The following is a 14859-nucleotide window of genomic DNA, read 5'->3' as shown; positions in this document are numbered from 1 at the left end:
CCCGACCGCTCACAGCTTCCCGCCTCTGCCACCGTCCCGGCGCGGGGGCGCGATGAGCGTGGAAAGGTACGGCAACGGGGAGCCGTCGAGCTCGGCGGCGGGCCGGATCGACTCCTCCTCCAGCCCCAGCGCCGACCCCCACACGGCGTCGTCCAGCCGCCCGGTCTCCCGCAGCGCCGCCACGACCGCCCCGGCCTGCCGCCCGAACTTGTACGCCACGACCGTCCCCGGCCCGCCCAGCGCGTCCTTGAGCACCTCGGCCCCCGCCGTCACCGGCACCAGCGTCAACGGCTCGGTCCCCTCGGTGAGCACGGCCCCGGACCGGGCGGCGAGATCCTGCATGGCGGTGATCCCGGGCACGGTCTCCACGACCACGTCCGGCACGAGCTCGGCGATGGTCTGCGTGAGATACGTGAACGTCGAATAGACGTTCGGGTCCCCGATGGTGGCAAAGGCGACGGCCCCGTGCTCCCGCAGCAACTCGGCCACCCTGGCCCCCGCCGCGTCCCAGGCGGCCTCCCGCCGGCCCCGGTCACTGCGCTCGTTCAGCGCGAAGACGACCCGTACGACCTTCTCCGCGCCGACGTAGTGCAGCACGGTGGCCTCGGCCCGCCCCCGCTCACCGCTGTCCATGACAGGCACCACGACGACATCGGCCGCGCGCAGGGCATTGACCCCCTTCACGGTCACCAGCTCCGGGTCACCGGGCCCCACCCCGACTCCGATCAACCTGCTGCTCATGACGTCCGGCACCTCTCCACGAACCTCCGGGCCACACCGGGCTCGGACGCCCAGTGCGTGTGCAGATAACTCGCGTGCACACCCCGCTGTACAAAACCTTCGACCCGCGGCCGGGGCGCACGCACCCCCCACGCGGGAGCCGCCCCCGCCCCCGGCTCCACCACGGTCCGGTGGAACTCGTGCCCGCGCATCCGCGTCCCGGCGACCGCCAGCACACTGTCACTCACGGCAACCGCGTCCCGGTACCCCAGCGTGAGCCGCTCCGACATGCGCGCGCTCGTGTCGAGCACCCCGCACATGGGCAGCCCGTCGAGCTCCCGGCCCAGATACAGCAGCCCCGCACACTCGGCGGCCACCGGCCCACCGCGCGCCACGAGAGCGGCGACGTCCTTCCGCAGCGCCTCGTTGGCCGACAACTCGCTCCCGTACACCTCGGGAAACCCGCCCCCGATGACCAACCCGCGCGTCCCGTCGGGCAGTTGCTCGTCCCGCAGCGGATCGAACACGACGACTTCGGCCCCGGCAGCGGCAAGCAACTCGGCATGCTCGGCGTAGGAGAAGGTGAACGCGGCCCCACCGGCAACGGCGACGCGCACCCTCTCCAGCCCGCCCGACACCCCCTCCACTCCGGCCTGCACCTCCTCCAGCCCGGCCCGCACCCCCTCCAGCCGGGCCCGCACCCTCTCCAGCCCGTCCGGCGTTTGAGGACGAGGCCCTTCGGGCCGATGCGGGGGTCCGGGGGCGGCAGCCCCCGAAGGCGGGGTCGAAGGGGCAGCGGCCCCTGGTGATGGGACGGGTAGGGGCGGCGGGGGCGAGGAACCCACGGCCTCAGCCGCATCCCACGCCGCCGCCCCCGGCACCGCCCCGGCCCCCCGCGCCAGCCCCATCAGCGCCTCCAGGTCACACCCGTCGGCGACCTGCGCGGCCATCGCCGCCACGGCGGCCACCGCCGCCCCCCGCCGCTCCGCCACCGGCACCAACCCCAGATGCCGCGACGGCGTATCCACCTGCGCCACCCGCCGCAGCACCCCGAACACCTGCACCCCGGTAGCGTCCAGCGCCTCCCGCAGCAACTCCTCGTGCCGGTCCGACCCCACCTTGTTCAGGATCACGCCCCCGACCCGTACCTCCGGATCCCACGACGCGAACCCGTGCACCAGCGCCGCCACCGACCGCGACTGCGACGACGCGTCCACGACCAGCACCACCGGCGCCCGCAACAGCTTCGCGACATGAGCGGTGGACGCCAGCTCCCCTTCCCCCGCGGCCCCGTCGTACAGCCCCATCACACCCTCGACGACGGCCAGGTCGCAGCCGCGCGCGCCGTGCGCGAACAGCGGCCCGACCAGCTCCGGCCCGCACAGGTACGCGTCGAGGTTCCGCCCCACCCGCCCGGTCGCGAGCGCGTGGTACCCGGGGTCGATGTAGTCCGGCCCGACCTTGTGCGGGGACACGGCGAGCCCCCGCGCGGCGAACGCGGCCATCAGCCCCGTGGCGACGGTGGTCTTGCCGCTGCCCGAGGAGGGTGCGGCGACGACCAGCCGGGGCACGGACGAGGACATCACCACTCGATGCCCCTCTGCCCCTTCTGCCCCGCGTCCATCGGGTGCTTGACCTTGGACATGTCGGTGACGAGGTCGGCGAACTCGACGAGCTTCTCGGGCGCGTTCCGCCCGGTGATCACGACATGCTGGGTCCCGGGCCGGTTCCGCAGCACGTCGACGACCTCGTCCGTGTCGACCCACCCCCAGTGCATCGGGTACGCGAACTCGTCCAGCACGTACAGCTGGTACGTCTCGGCGGCGAGGTCCCGCTTGACCTGCTCCCAGCCCTCCCGGGCCTTCTCCTCGTTGTCCATCTGCGCGTCGCGCTGGACCCAGGACCAGCCCTCGCCCATCTTGTGCCAGTCGACGGAGCCGCCCTCGCCGGAGGCGCCCAGCACCCGCAGCGCGTTCTCCTCGCCGACCTTCCACTTCGCCGACTTGACGAACTGGAACACCCCGATGGGCCACCCCTGGTTCCAGGCCCGCAGCGCGAGCCCGAACGCGGCGGTGGACTTGCCCTTCCCGATCCCCGTGTGCACCACGACGAGCGGCCGGTTGCGCCGCTGCCGGGTCGTCAGACCGTCGTCGGGCACGACACTCGGCTGTCCCTGCGGCATTACGCGGCCCTCCTCGAACGACCCTGAACGTTCTGAACGTCCTTCACCAGCCCGGCGATCGAGTCCGCCCGCAGTTCGTCGAGCGTCACCGCCGTACCGCCCAGCTCGCCCGCCAGCTGCCCGGCGAGCCCCAGCCGCACCGGCCCCGACTCGCAGTCCACGACCACGGAGGCGACCCCCTCGGCCGCGAACAGCCGGGCCGCCCGGCCGGCGAGCGCGACGGGCTCAGGGCCGCCGGTGGCCCGCCCGTCCGTCACGACCACGACCAGCGCCCGCCGCGCCGGATCCCGCAACCGCTCCACCCGCAGCACGTCGTGCGCCTTGAGCAGCCCGGCCGCGAGCGGCGTACGACCGCCGGTCGGCAGCGACTCCAGCCGAGCCGCCGCCGCGTCCACCGACGAGGTCGGCGGCAGCGCCACATCGGCGGCCGAGCCCCGGAAGGTCACCAGCCCCACCTTGTCCCGCCGCTGGTACGCGTCGAGCAGCAGCGACAGCACGGCACCCTTCACGGCGCTCATCCGCTGCCGGGCCGCCATCGACCCGGACGCGTCGACCACGAACAGCACGAGGTTCCCCTCGCGGCCCTCCCGGGTCGCCTGCCGCAGATCGTCCCGCCGGACCACGAGCCCCGGCCCGGACCGCCCGCGCGCCCGCTGGTGCGGGGCGGCGGCCTGCACGGTCGCCGCCAGGTGCAGCTTGGTCAGGGCACCCCGCGGCCGTCGCGCACCCGTCGTACGGCCGTGCTCGGTGCGCGCCCGGGACCGCCGCCCGGCGGCACCCTCGCCGATCCCCGGCACGCTCAGCGCCTTGGTGCGAAAGGGCTCGGACGCCCGCGCCGGAGCCTGCTCGCCCGAAGCGCCGCCGGAGGTCTGCGGTTCGCCGTCCTCCCCGGCCTCGGGCCGCGCACCGGCGTCCCCGCCCTGCGGTCCGCCGTCGTCGGGCGCAGGCTGCCCGCCGCCCCCGCCGGGACCCTCCGGACCGGGATCGTCGTCGCCCTCCCCGGAGAACTCCTCAAGCGTCTGGTCCAGCTTGTCCTCGTCGAGTCCCGGCGCGTCGAAGGGGTTGCGGCGCCTGCGGTGCGGCAGCGCGAGCAGCGCCGCCCGGCGCACGTCCTCCGCCAGCACCTCGGTCCGTCCCGCCCACGCGGCCAGCGCGGTCGCCGTCCGGGCCATCACGATGTCGGCGCGCATCCCGTCGACCTCGAAGGCCGCGCAGGTCGCCGCGATCTGCCGCAGCGCCCCGTCGCCCAGCCGCACCGACGGCAGCAACTCCCGTGCCGCCACGATCCGCTGCCGTACGGCGGCCTCGTCGCCGGCCCAGCGCGCCGCGAAACCCGCCGGATCGTCGTCGTACGCGAGCCGCCGCCGTACGACCTCCACCCGCTGGTCGGGTTCGCGGGACGCGGCCACCTCGACGGTGAGGCCGAACCGGTCGAGCAACTGCGGGCGCAGCTCGCCCTCTTCCGGGTTCATCGTCCCGACGAGCAGGAAGCGCGCCGCGTGCCGCACCGACACGCCCTCGCGCTCGACGTACGACGCGCCCATCGCGGCCGCGTCGAGGAGCAGGTCGACCAGGTGGTCGTGGAGGAGGTTGACCTCGTCGACGTAGAGGATGCCCCGGTGCGCGTCGGCCAGCAGGCCTGGCTCGAAGGCCTTCACGCCCTCCGCCAGCGCGCGTTCTATGTCGAGGGCGCCGACCAGCCGGTCCTCGGAGGCACCGACCGGCAGCTCGACCATCCGTGACGGACGGGACTCGAAGGCGCCGGGCTCGTGCGGGCCGTCCGGGCAGGCCGGGTCCGGGGCGGCCGGGTCGCAGGAGAAACGGCAGCCGGCGACGACGTCCACGGCCGGCAGCAGCGCCGAGAGGGCGCGTACCGCGGTCGACTTGGCGGTGCCCTTCTCGCCGCGCACCAGCACCCCGCCGACCGCCGGCGACACGGCGTTCAGCAGCAGCGCGAGCCGCAGGTCGTCCTGGCCGACCACGGCCGTAAAGGGGAAGGGGGTACTCACTGGTCGTCGCCCTCCAAGTCGCCTTCCAGCTCCAGGTAGGTGGCCCGCAGCCGCTCCAGGGTGTCCGCGTCCGGCTCGGCCCACAGGCCCCGGTCGGCGGCCTCCAGGAGCCGTTCGGTGATGCCGCGCAGCGCCCACGGGTTGGACTTCTTCATGAAGTCCCGGTTCTCCGCGTCGAAGACGTACTCCGCGCTGAGCTTCTCGTACATCCAGTCGTCCACGACCCCGGCGGTGGCGTCGTAGCCGAAGAGGTAGTCGACGGTCGCCGCCATCTCGAAGGCGCCCTTGTAGCTGTGCCGGCGCATGGCCGCCATCCAACGGGGGTTCACCACCCGGGCCCGGAAGACCCGGTGCGTCTCCTCGCCGAGCGTGCGGGTCCTCACCTGGTCCGGCGTGGCCGAATCACCCACGTACGCCTCGGGGTTGGTGCCGGTCAGATGGCGGACCATGGCGACCATGCCGCCGTGGTACTGGAAGTAGTCGTCGGCGTCGACGAGGTCGTGCTCGCGGGTGTCCACGTTCTTCGCGGCGACCGCGATCCGCCGGAACGCGGTCTCCATGTCCCCGCGCGCCGCCCGCCCGTCGAGCCCGCGCCCGTAGGCGTAGCCGCCCCACACCGCGTACACCTCGGCGAGGTCGGCGTCGGAGCGCCAGTTGCGGGCGTCGATCAGCGGCAGCAGCCCGGCGCCGTACGCCCCCGGCTTGGAGCCGAAGATCCGGGCGGTCGCGCGCCGCCGGTCGCCGTGTCCGGCGGTGTCCTCGTCGGCGTGCGCCCGTACGTAGTTGGACTCCGCCGGCTCGTCCAGCTCGGCGACCGTGCGCACCGCGTCGTCGATCAGCCCGACCACGTGCGGGAACGCGTCCCGGAAGAAGCCGGAGATGCGGACCGTGACGTCGATGCGCGGCCGGCCCAGCTCGCCGAGCGGGATCACCTCGAAGCCGGTCACGCGCCGCGACGCGTCGTCCCAGACCGGACGGCAGCCAAGGAGCGCCAGGATCTCGGCGATGTCGTCGCCCTGGGTGCGCATCGCGGAGGTGCCCCACACCGTCAGGCCGACGGACTTCGGGTAGGCGCCGGTGTCGCTCAGATACCGCTGGACCAGCGAGTCCGCGAGCGACTGGCCGACCTCCCAACTCAGCCGGGAGGGAATGGCCTTGGGGTCGACCGAGTAGAAGTTCCGGCCAGTCGGCAGGACGTTGACCAGGCCGCGCGTCGGCGATCCGGACGGGCCGGCCGGGACGTAACCGCCGTGCAGGGCCTTGAGGATGTGCCCGATCTCGTCCGTGGTCCGCGCGAGCCGCGGCACCACCTCGGTGCAGGCGAACTCCAACACGGCGACCGCGTCCGGGAGTTCGGTGCCGAGAACCTCCCGCACCAGCGTGCGGCTGTCGGCGGCCGCCCAGTCCCGCTCCTCCATGCCCTCCGCGACCCGGCGGCACAGCTGCTCCAGCAGGTCGATCGCGTCGGCGGCGGTGCGCGCCGGGCCCTCGACGAGATCCGTCAGCTCCACCGGCACCTTCACCGGCGCGCCCGGCTCCGCGAGCAACTCCTTCTCGACCAGACCGAAATGCGCGGCGAAGGCGGCGCGCAGCCCCGGCAGCGCGTTCGCCTGCCCGCCCCACACCTGGGAGGCGCGCAGCACGGCCAGCACCAGGTTCACCCGCGGCTCGCCGACCGGCCCGCCGCCGAGGATGTGCAGGCCGTCGCGGATCTGCACGTCCTTGATCTCGCACAGGTAGCCGTCGATGTGCATGACGAACGAGTCGAAGTCGTCGTCCCCGGGCTGCTCGTCCACGTGCAGGTCGTGGTGGAGCTCGGCCGCCTTGACCAGCGTCCAGATCTGGGCACGGACGGCCGGCGCCTTCGTCGGGTCCAGGTCCGACACCAGCGCGTACTCGTCGAGCAGCTGCTCCAGCTTGGCCAGGTCGCCGTAGGTGTCGGCGCGGGCCATCGGCGGCACCAGGTGGTCGACCACGGTGGCGTGCCCGCGCCGCTTGGCCTGGGTGCCCTCACCGGGGTCGTTGACGATGAACGGGTAGATCAGAGGGAGTTCGCCGAGGACCGCGTCCGGCGCGCAGCCGGCGCTCAGCCCGAGCCCCTTGCCCGGCAGCCACTCCATCGTGCCGTGCTTGCCCATGTGCACGACCGCGTCGGCGCCGAAACTGTTCTCCAGCCACCGGTAGGCGGCCATGTAGTGGTGCGACGGCGGCATGTCCGGGTCGTGGTAGATGGCGATCGGGTTCTCGCCGAAACCGCGCGGCGGCTGGATCATCACCACGACGTTCCCGAACTGGAGGGAGGCCAGCACGACGTCGTCGCCGTCGACGTACAGCGAGCCCGGCGGCTCACCCCACGCCTCGGTCATCCCGTCCCGCAGCTCCGGGTCGAGCTTCTCGAACCACGCCCGGTAGTCCGCGAGCGGCACCCGCGCGGGCGCGGCGGCCAGCTGCTCCTCGGTGAGCCATTCGACGTCGTGGCCGCCGGCGTTGATGAGCCGGTGGATCAACTCGTCGCCGTTGTCGGGGTGTCCGTCGACCACGTACCCGGCGTCCCGCAGCGCGTCCAGCACCCGCACCGCCGACGCGGGCGTGTCGAGGCCCACCGCGTTGCCGACCCGGGAGTGCTTGGTCGGGTACGCGGTGAAGACCAGCGCGATCCTCTTCTCCGCGTTCGGCTTGTGCCGCAGCCGCGCGTGCCGTACGGCGATCCCGGCGACGCGTCCGGCCCGCTCGGGGTCGGCGACGTACACCGGGACGTCGTCAGGACCCTGCTCCTTGAAGGAGAACGGGACCGTGATCAGCCGTCCGTCGAACTCCGGGATCGCGACCTGCATCGCCGCGTCCATGGGGGAGAGGGCGGCGTCGGACTCGTCCCAGGCCTGCCGGGAGGAGGTCAGGCAGAGGCCCTGCAGCACCGGCACGTCGAGGTCGGCGAGTGCCCCGATGTCCCAGGCCTCCTCGTCGCCGCCGGCCGAGGCCTGCGAGGCGTGCGTGCCGCCGGCCGCCAGGACGGTCGCGACCAGTGTGTCGGCCCCGGCGAGGAGCTCGTACAGCCCGGGGTCCGCCCCGCGCAGCGAACCGCAGTACACCGGAAGGGCGTTGGCGCCGCGCGCCTCGATCGCGTCGCACAGGGTGTCCACGAAGCCGGTGTTGCCGCTGAGTTCGTGGGCCCGGTAGAAGAGCACCCCGACGGTCGGCCGGCCGCTCTCCCGGGTACGGGAGCCATGGACGCCGTACTCGGGCATCTTCTGCGGCTCGGTGAACCCCTCACCGGTCAGCAGCACGGTGTCGGACAGGAACCGGGCCAGCTCGGTGAGGTTGCCGGGGCCGCCCTCGACCAGGTACCGGAGCGCCTCGGCGACCACGCCCGCCGGCACCGACGACTCGGCCATCAGCTCGGCGTCCGGCACCGTCTCGCCGCCGAGCAGCACGGTCGGGATCCCGGCGGCCTTCAGGGCCGCGAGCCCGTCCTCCCAGGCCCGCTTGCCGCCGAGCAGCCGTACGACGGCGATGTCCGCGCCCTCGACGAGCGCCGGCAGCTCCGCCGTCACGTCGACGCGCGCCGGATTGCCGATCCGGTAGCCGGCACCGGAGGCGGCCCGGGCCGCCAGCAGATCGGTGTCTGCGGTCGACAACAACAACACAGTGCTCATGCGGGCGCTCCCGGTGGAATGAAAGGCAGTCCTTGCGGCGCGCCCGACTCGATGAGCCGCCAGAGCGCGTCCGTGTCCGCGTGCTGTTCGATCAGGTCGCCGAGCCGGTCGAGCTGCTCCTCGCGCAGCGCGGCGAACGAGGTGTCGGGGGCCGGCACGAACCGGCGGCCCGCGGCGGCCGCCACCTCGCGCAGGAAGGCCCGGCGGAAACCGTCCGACTCCAGGGAGCCGTGCCAGTGCGTGCCCCAGGTCTGCCCGACCCGGCAGCCGTCCAGGAAGGGCTCGCCGCCGGTCACCTCACCGACGCCGTGATGGATCTCGTACCCCTCGACCCGCTCGCCGAGGGCCTCGCCGACGGGCCGGGTGAGGGTCTTCTCGCGGGCGAACCGGACGCGCACGGGCAGCACACCGAGCCCCGCCACATGTCCGCGCCGGCTCTCGACGTCGTCCTCGATGTGCTCGCCGAGGATCTGGAAGCCGCCGCAGATGCCGAGCACGGGCCGCTGTTCGGCGGCCCGGCGCCGCAGCGCGTCCGCGAGCCCCCGCTTGCGCAGCCACTCCAGGGCCCGGACCGTCCCCCGGGTCCCCGGGATCACGACCAGGTCGGCGTCGGCGAGCTCCTCCGGCCGGTCCACGAACCGCACCACGACGCCGGGTTCGGCGGCCAGCGCGTCCACGTCCGTGAAGTTGGACATCAGCGGGATCGCGCAGACGGCGACCCGGAGCACGTCCTCCCCGACGGGCGGGGCGGTGTTCGACTCCCGGACGGTCCCGCGCGGGGACACCCTCCCCCACGCTCGGCTTCGCTCGCGCGGGGGGACCCCCATCCCGTCCTCCTCGTCGATGCCGAGGCCGTGCCGGAAGGGGAGGACGCCGTAGGTGGGCCGCCCGGTGAGCCCGTGCAGCATGTCGAGGCCCGGCTCCAGCAGGGAGACGTCCCCGCGGAACTTGTTGACGAGGAACCCGGCGACCAGGGCCTGGTCCTCCGGCGAGAGCAGCGCGACGGTCCCGAAGAAGGAGGCGAAGACGCCCCCGCGGTCGATGTCCCCGACCACGAGCACGGGCAGCCCGGCGTTCCGGGCGATCCCCATGTTCACGATGTCGGTCCGGCGCAGGTTGATCTCCGCCGGACTGCCGGCCCCCTCACAGATCACCGCGTCATACGTGCCCCGCAACTCGGCGAGACAGTCGAGCACGGTGCCGAGCAGCTTCTGCTGCCGTCCGCCGTGGTAGCCCCGCGCGCTCAGCTCACCGACCGGCTTGCCGAGCAGCACGACCTGACTGCTCTGCTCGCCGCCGGGCTTGAGCAGCACGGGGTTCATGAGCGCGGTCGGCTCCACCCGGCAGGCCTGCGCCTGCATGGCCTGCGCCCGGCCGATCTCGGCACCCTCGCGCGTGACGAAGGAGTTGAGGGACATGTTCTGCGCCTTGAACGGCGCGACCTTCACACCCTGCCGCACCAGCCACCGGCAGACACCCGCGGTGACGACGCTCTTCCCGGCGTCGGAGGTGGTACCGGCCACGAGGAGACCACCGTTGTTCATGACGCCCTTCCCGGGAGCGCTCCGCGCAGCAGGGCACCCGCCGCGCTCACCCCCAACGCCAGCCACCCCACCCGCCGCGACAACCGCACCGCCCGTTCGATGTCCGCGACCTGCACAGTCCGCCCCTCCCCGTTCAGCACCGGCCGGTGCTCGACCCGCCCGCCATACGACAGCGTCCCCCCGAGCCGTACCCCCAACGCCCCGGCGAACGACGCCTCCACCGGCCCCGCGTTGGGACTCGGATGCTTCACCGCGTCGGTCCGCCAGGCCCGTACCGCTCCCCTGGTGTCACTTCCGGCCACGGCGGCCAGGACGGCGGTGAGCCGCGCTCCCGGCCACCCGGCCACGTCGTCCAGCCGCGCCGAGGCCCACCCGAACCGCCGGTACCGGGCGGACCGGTGTCCCACCATCGCGTCCAGGGTGTTGACGGCCCGGAACCCCACCAGCCCGGGGACGCCGGCCACGGCCCCCCAGACCAGCGCCCCCACGACTGCATCGCTGGTGTTCTCGGCGACGGACTCCACGACCGCCCGGGCGATCCCGTCCGCGTCCAGGGCCTGCGGATCCCGGCCGCACAGATGCGGCAACCGGGCGCGGGCCGCCTCGACATCACCCGCCGCGAGGGCCCGCCCGATGCCGCGGGCCTCGCGCGCGAGCGAAGTGCCCCCGACGACGGCCCAGGTGGCGGCCGCGGTGAGTGCGACGGACGCGGCGGCGGACGGCCGTACGGCCCGCTCGGCCGCGGCGCCCAGCGCCACGGCGCCGCCGGCGCACACGGCGGTGTGCAGCGCGCCCCACCCGCGGTGGTCCCGCCACAGCACCCGCTCCACGGCCCCGGCGGCCCGCCCGAACACGGCGACCGGATGCCCCCGGCGCGGATCGCCGAGCAGCAGATCACCGAGAAGGCCGGCGGCGGCACCGTACGCGAAGACGCGATCGGCACCCATCGGCTCAGCCGGCCGCGGGGTCGGGGACGGGCCGGGTACTCAACCTCGTTCGGCAGCCGCGCATGGCGTTATGTCCTCACTCAGGGTGTCCGCGCCCTGGTTCGACGAGACCGGCGGTGGGAGTTCCTGGCTTCCGGGGATTGCTACCCCGGTGACAGTGGCGGGACCGCGCCGGATTCACACCGGCTTCCTCCCTTGCCGCGGTACATGGCTCCGGAAGTCCACCACGCCCCCGGAAGACCCGTCAACTTGCCTTTGACCTGCGAGGGGAGTGTGTGGGAAGGCCCACACCGGTTGCCCAGCGGGGCCCGTGGGGCATGCGGAAGGCTCCTCTCCGTACGGACGGAGAGGAGCCTTCGAGGCGCCGACGAGGCCCTTTGCGGCGGACCTTGTGGTGTCAGGCCTTCGCCACGATCAGATGGATGCCCCATGCCACGGCGGCCGCACAGGCGGCGAAGCAGAGGTAGGCGGCCGTCACGGCCAGGACCGCGGAGTCGCCCTGGGCGGCGGCGCGTTCGCGGGCGGACAGGCCCTTGATGCCGAGGGTGAAGAGGGCCACCAGGCCCACGGTGGCCACGAGGCTGACGCCGAAGACGGAGCCGATGGCTGCCCAGTCGATGTTCATGTCGGTGCTTCCTCGGGGTCAGACGGTGGCGGCCGGGTCGGTCGCGGGAGCGGCCGGGGCGGAGGCGGGGGCGGGGATGGTGGCGGTCAGGCCGTCCGTGACGGTGACCGGGGCCGGGCCCGCGGGCGGCGGGGTCACGGCGGCGATCGCCGTGGTGACCACGCCGGCCGGCTCCTCGGTGCCGAGGACGTTGCTGCTGTCCACGACCTCGCGGCGGGAGAGCTTCCAGATCGCGGCGCAGGCGGCCACGAGGAAGACGGCGACGGCGGCCGTGCCCCAGTCGCCGAGGTCCGTCACGGACTCGGCGAGCGCGCCGACCAGCGCGGCGGCCGGGAGCGTGAGCACCCAGGCGATCATCATGCGGGTCGCGGTGGACCAGCGGACCGTGCCGCCCTTGCGGCCGAGGCCCGCGCCCATCACGGAGCCGGAGACGACGTGCGTGGTGGAGAGCGAGAAACCGAGGTGCGAGGAGGCCAGGATGGCGGTGGCCGCGCTGGTCTGGGCGGCGAAGCCCTGCTGCGGGCGGAGGTCGGTCAGGCCCGTGCCCATGGTGCGGATGATCCGCCAGCCGCCGATGTAGGTGCCGAGCGCGATGGCGAGGCCGGCGGAGAGGATGACCCAGGTGGGAGGGTTCGAGCCGGGGGCGATGGCACCGCCCGCGATCAGCGCGAGGGTGATGATGCCCATCGTCTTCTGTGCGTCGTTGGTGCCGTGCGCGAGCGAGACCAGGCCGGCGGAGGCGATCTGGCCGGCGCGGTAGCCCTTGCGGGTGGCCTCGTCCTCGGCGTTCTTCGAGAGCGTGTAGGAGAGGCGGGTGGAGAGTGCCGCCGCGAGGCCCGCGACGACCGGGGCGGCGACCGCCGGGAGCAGGACCTTGGTGACGAGCACGTCGCCGTGGACCGCGCCGAGGCCGGCGGAGGCGACGGTGGCGCCGATCAGACCGCCCATGAGGGCGTGCGAGGAACTGGAGGGCAGGCCCACCAGCCAGGTCACGAGGTTCCAGAGGATGGCGCCGACGAGGGCCGCGAAGATGACCTCGGGACGAATGCCGTTCTCGTCGACGAGACCCTTGGAGATCGTGTTGGCGACCTCCACCGAGAGGAAGGCGCCCACCAGGTTGAGCGCGGCGGACATGGTCACCGCGATCTTGGGCTTGAGCGCACCGGTCGAGATGGTGGTGGCCATCGCGTTGGCGGTGTCGTGGAAACCGTTCGTGAAATCAAACGCGAGTGCGGTGACTACCACAATCGCGAGGATCAGCGAGAAGTTTTCCATTTACCCAGGCAATCTTTCGAGGTCATTGGCTGTTGGACCGTAGGCAACCTGGATGAACGGAAGGTGAACTGGGGCGGTCATGGGGGTGTATGGGATCGACTTCGGGGTGGCCCCGGACGGGGTGGGGCGTGGCCGCCGTCCCGGTTCCGGTCCGGCGGCCCGGTCGCCCCTTGGCTAGAGGCCCATGGCGAACGACTTCAGCCGTCCCGCGGACCCGTTGAAGAGATTCTGGTCACCCGGCAGGCTGCCGCTGTTGTCGTACTGCCAGAAGGTCCACGACGACCATCCGGCCGGCAGCGTCCCGGCGTCCGCCGAGCCGTGGCGGGCGATCCACAGCGCGTGATCGGCGGCGAAGGCGCTGCTGCCGCCGGTGCAGAGGTTCCACCAGTTCGTGGTCGTGTAGATCACCGGCCGCCGGCCGGTCTCCCGCTTCAGCTCGTCACTGAAGGACCTGATCCAGTCGACCATCCGGGAGTTGCTCAGCCCGTAGCACTTGTGCTTCTTGTCGTACGGGTTGTACTCGACGTCGAGCGCGGGCGGCAGCGTCCAGCCGTCCGCCGTCCAGGTGCCGCCGTGGCTCACGAAGTACGCGGCCTGCCGGGCGCCCGACGACTTGTCCGGCAGGGCGAAGTGGTACGCGCCCCGCCTGATGCCCGCCTTGCGCGAGCCGTCGTACTGCTGGTCGAAGTAGGGGTTGCGGTAGGTGGTGGACTCGGTGGCCTTGATGTAGACGAACCTGGCGCCCTTCGCCCTGGCGCCCGGCCAGTCGACGTTCTTCTGGTGCGAGGAGACGTCGTGCCCCTTCGGCAGGCTCGCCGCGGAGGCCGGTGTGCCGGCGAGCGCGGTGGCGGTGCCCATGAGGGCGAGCGCCGCCGCGGACGCCGCGAGGGCGCGGACGCGGACGCGGTGGCGGGACGGCGTAATGCGGTCACGGGCCATGTTTCCCCCCGGAATGGCAACGTGTACGAAAAATCGTCCAGAGATTATTGGAAGATCGGCGTATCCTCGGCGATCTTCGGCCAAGCCAGGAAATGGAACTCTTTGCGGCGGTTTGCGCTCTACTGGATTCGGGACGTACGGCCTAAAGTGCCCTGCCGTGCAGGCCGGTTGGGGCCCCGCCTGACAGGATCGGGCCATGGCTGAGCAGCGGCGGGACGAGCGTGACGGACGGGATGGACGGGCCGGCGCACAAGGTGTGTCGGAGCCGCGAAGGCGGGATGTACGCGCGGAGGAGGCGGATGCCTGGCGCGAACTCGTCGCCACCGCCCGCCGCACCGTCGCCGACGGACTGGTCGTCGGCACCTCCGGCAACGTCTCGGTCCGCGTCGGCGACACCGTGCTGGTCACGCCCTCGGGCGTCCCGTACGACCGGCTCGGTCCGGACGACGTGACGGGCGTGGACCTCGCCGGCCGCCAGGTCCTCGGCACCCTGGTCCCGACCAGCGAACTGCCGATGCACCTCGCGGTCTACGGCAGCACCGGCGCCGGGGCCGTCGTCCACACCCACGCCGTCCACGCGACGGCCGTCTCCACGCTCGTCCCCGAGCTGCCGGCGATCCACTACATGTCCGCCGCCCTCGGCGGCGCGGTCCGGGTTGCCCCGTATGCGGCGTACGGCACCGACGAGTTGGCCGAGAACATGCTCCGCGCCCTGGCCGACCGCTCCGGCTGCCTCCTCCAGAACCACGGCACGATCACCTACGGCGCCACCCTGACCCAGGCCTACGACCGCACCGCCCAGCTGGAGTGGATGTGCCGCCTGTGGCTGACGGCGTCCGCGGTGCCCGGCCTGACCCCGAGCCTGCTCTCCCCGGAACAGCTGGCGGAGGCGGGCGAGCGGCTCCGCGGCTACGGGCAGCAGGAGAAGTGAACCGGGGCCGGCCCGCCGCCCCCGCCTCCACTGG

General features: G+C 73.2%; 11 protein-coding genes and 1 riboswitch. Of the genes, 1 reads left to right on the top strand and 10 read right to left on the bottom strand.

The features are described from left to right. Positions 1-9: 9 nt before the first annotated feature. The 10 genes from cobI to ACFZB3_RS20255 all read right to left on the bottom strand — a co-directional run bounded on the left by cobI (position 10) and on the right by ACFZB3_RS20255 (position 13894). The gene (cobI, locus tag ACFZB3_RS20300; RefSeq protein WP_391377029.1) at positions 10-741 is read right to left on the bottom strand and encodes a precorrin-2 C(20)-methyltransferase; all 732 of its coding nucleotides are present in this window, start codon (positions 739-741) and stop codon (positions 10-12) included. Next, positions 738-2303, bottom strand: a complete 1566-nt coding sequence (locus tag ACFZB3_RS20295) for a cobyrinate a,c-diamide synthase (protein ID WP_391377028.1) — start codon at positions 2301-2303, stop codon at positions 738-740. The genes cobI and ACFZB3_RS20295 overlap by 4 nt, the downstream gene beginning before the upstream one ends. Further along, the gene (gene cobO, locus ACFZB3_RS20290; RefSeq protein WP_391377027.1) at positions 2303-2902 is read right to left on the bottom strand and encodes a cob(I)yrinic acid a,c-diamide adenosyltransferase; all 600 of its coding nucleotides are present in this window, start codon (positions 2900-2902) and stop codon (positions 2303-2305) included. The genes ACFZB3_RS20295 and cobO overlap by 1 nt, the downstream gene beginning before the upstream one ends. After that, on the bottom strand, positions 2902-4911 hold the full coding sequence (locus tag ACFZB3_RS20285) for a putative cobaltochelatase (protein WP_391377026.1): 2010 nt from the start codon (positions 4909-4911) through the stop codon (positions 2902-2904). The genes cobO and ACFZB3_RS20285 overlap by 1 nt, the downstream gene beginning before the upstream one ends. Next, a complete protein-coding gene (gene cobN, locus ACFZB3_RS20280; protein ID WP_391377025.1) occupies positions 4908-8564 on the bottom strand; it encodes a cobaltochelatase subunit CobN in 3657 nt (1218 codons plus the stop codon). The genes ACFZB3_RS20285 and cobN overlap by 4 nt, the downstream gene beginning before the upstream one ends. Then, entirely contained in the window at positions 8561-10108 is a 1548-nt protein-coding gene (locus ACFZB3_RS20275) for a cobyric acid synthase (RefSeq protein ID WP_391377024.1), read from the bottom strand. Before ACFZB3_RS20275 ends, cobN begins: the two co-directional genes overlap by 4 nt. Further along, positions 10105-11055 (bottom strand): cobalamin biosynthesis protein, encoded by a 951-nt coding sequence (locus ACFZB3_RS20270; protein ID WP_391377023.1) that lies wholly within the window; start codon positions 11053-11055, stop codon positions 10105-10107. Before ACFZB3_RS20270 ends, ACFZB3_RS20275 begins: the two co-directional genes overlap by 4 nt. A 100-nt stretch (positions 11056-11155) precedes the next feature. Further along, positions 11156-11296, bottom strand: a riboswitch (cobalamin riboswitch). A 156-nt stretch (positions 11297-11452) separates the two neighbouring features. Then, positions 11453-11680: a hypothetical protein gene (locus ACFZB3_RS20265; RefSeq protein ID WP_391377022.1), complete on the bottom strand. Its 228-nt coding sequence runs from the start codon at positions 11678-11680 to the stop codon at positions 11453-11455. 18 nt (positions 11681-11698) lie between these two features. Then, entirely contained in the window at positions 11699-12955 is a 1257-nt protein-coding gene (locus tag ACFZB3_RS20260; protein WP_391377021.1) for an inorganic phosphate transporter, read from the bottom strand. Positions 12956-13129: 174 nt separating this feature from the next. Next, positions 13130-13894 (bottom strand): GH25 family lysozyme, encoded by a 765-nt coding sequence (locus ACFZB3_RS20255; protein WP_391377020.1) that lies wholly within the window; start codon positions 13892-13894, stop codon positions 13130-13132. A 196-nt stretch (positions 13895-14090) separates the two neighbouring features. Here ACFZB3_RS20255 and ACFZB3_RS20250 point away from each other — a divergent pair, with 196 nt between their 5' ends. Further along, positions 14091-14825, top strand: coding sequence for a class II aldolase/adducin family protein (locus tag ACFZB3_RS20250; RefSeq protein WP_391377019.1), 735 nt, complete (start codon positions 14091-14093; stop codon positions 14823-14825). Positions 14826-14859 lie beyond the last annotated feature (34 nt).

The sequence above is a fragment of the Streptomyces sp. NPDC008092 genome (genome assembly GCF_042957285.1).
Taxonomy (GTDB): domain Bacteria; phylum Actinomycetota; class Actinomycetes; order Streptomycetales; family Streptomycetaceae; genus Streptomyces.
Note: the sequence above shows the minus strand (reverse complement) of the source record. Positions and strands in the feature narration are given on the sequence as shown.

Coding starts and splice junctions, on each gene's coding strand:
- ACFZB3_RS20295 (WP_391377028.1), bottom strand. CDS start 2,303: ATGTCCTCGTCCGTGCCCCGGCTGGTCGTCGCCGCACCCTCCTCGGGC.
- ACFZB3_RS20260 (WP_391377021.1), bottom strand. CDS start 12,955: ATGGAAAACTTCTCGCTGATCCTCGCGATTGTGGTAGTCACCGCACTC.
- ACFZB3_RS20255 (WP_391377020.1), bottom strand. CDS start 13,894: ATGGCCCGTGACCGCATTACGCCGTCCCGCCACCGCGTCCGCGTCCGC.
- ACFZB3_RS20265 (WP_391377022.1), bottom strand. CDS start 11,680: ATGAACATCGACTGGGCAGCCATCGGCTCCGTCTTCGGCGTCAGCCTC.
- cobN (WP_391377025.1), bottom strand. CDS start 8,564: ATGAGCACTGTGTTGTTGTTGTCGACCGCAGACACCGATCTGCTGGCG.
- ACFZB3_RS20275 (WP_391377024.1), bottom strand. CDS start 10,108: ATGAACAACGGTGGTCTCCTCGTGGCCGGTACCACCTCCGACGCCGGG.
- ACFZB3_RS20250 (WP_391377019.1), top strand. CDS start 14,091: ATGGCTGAGCAGCGGCGGGACGAGCGTGACGGACGGGATGGACGGGCC.
- cobO (WP_391377027.1), bottom strand. CDS start 2,902: ATGCCGCAGGGACAGCCGAGTGTCGTGCCCGACGACGGTCTGACGACC.
- cobI (WP_391377029.1), bottom strand. CDS start 741: ATGAGCAGCAGGTTGATCGGAGTCGGGGTGGGGCCCGGTGACCCGGAG.
- ACFZB3_RS20270 (WP_391377023.1), bottom strand. CDS start 11,055: ATGGGTGCCGATCGCGTCTTCGCGTACGGTGCCGCCGCCGGCCTTCTC.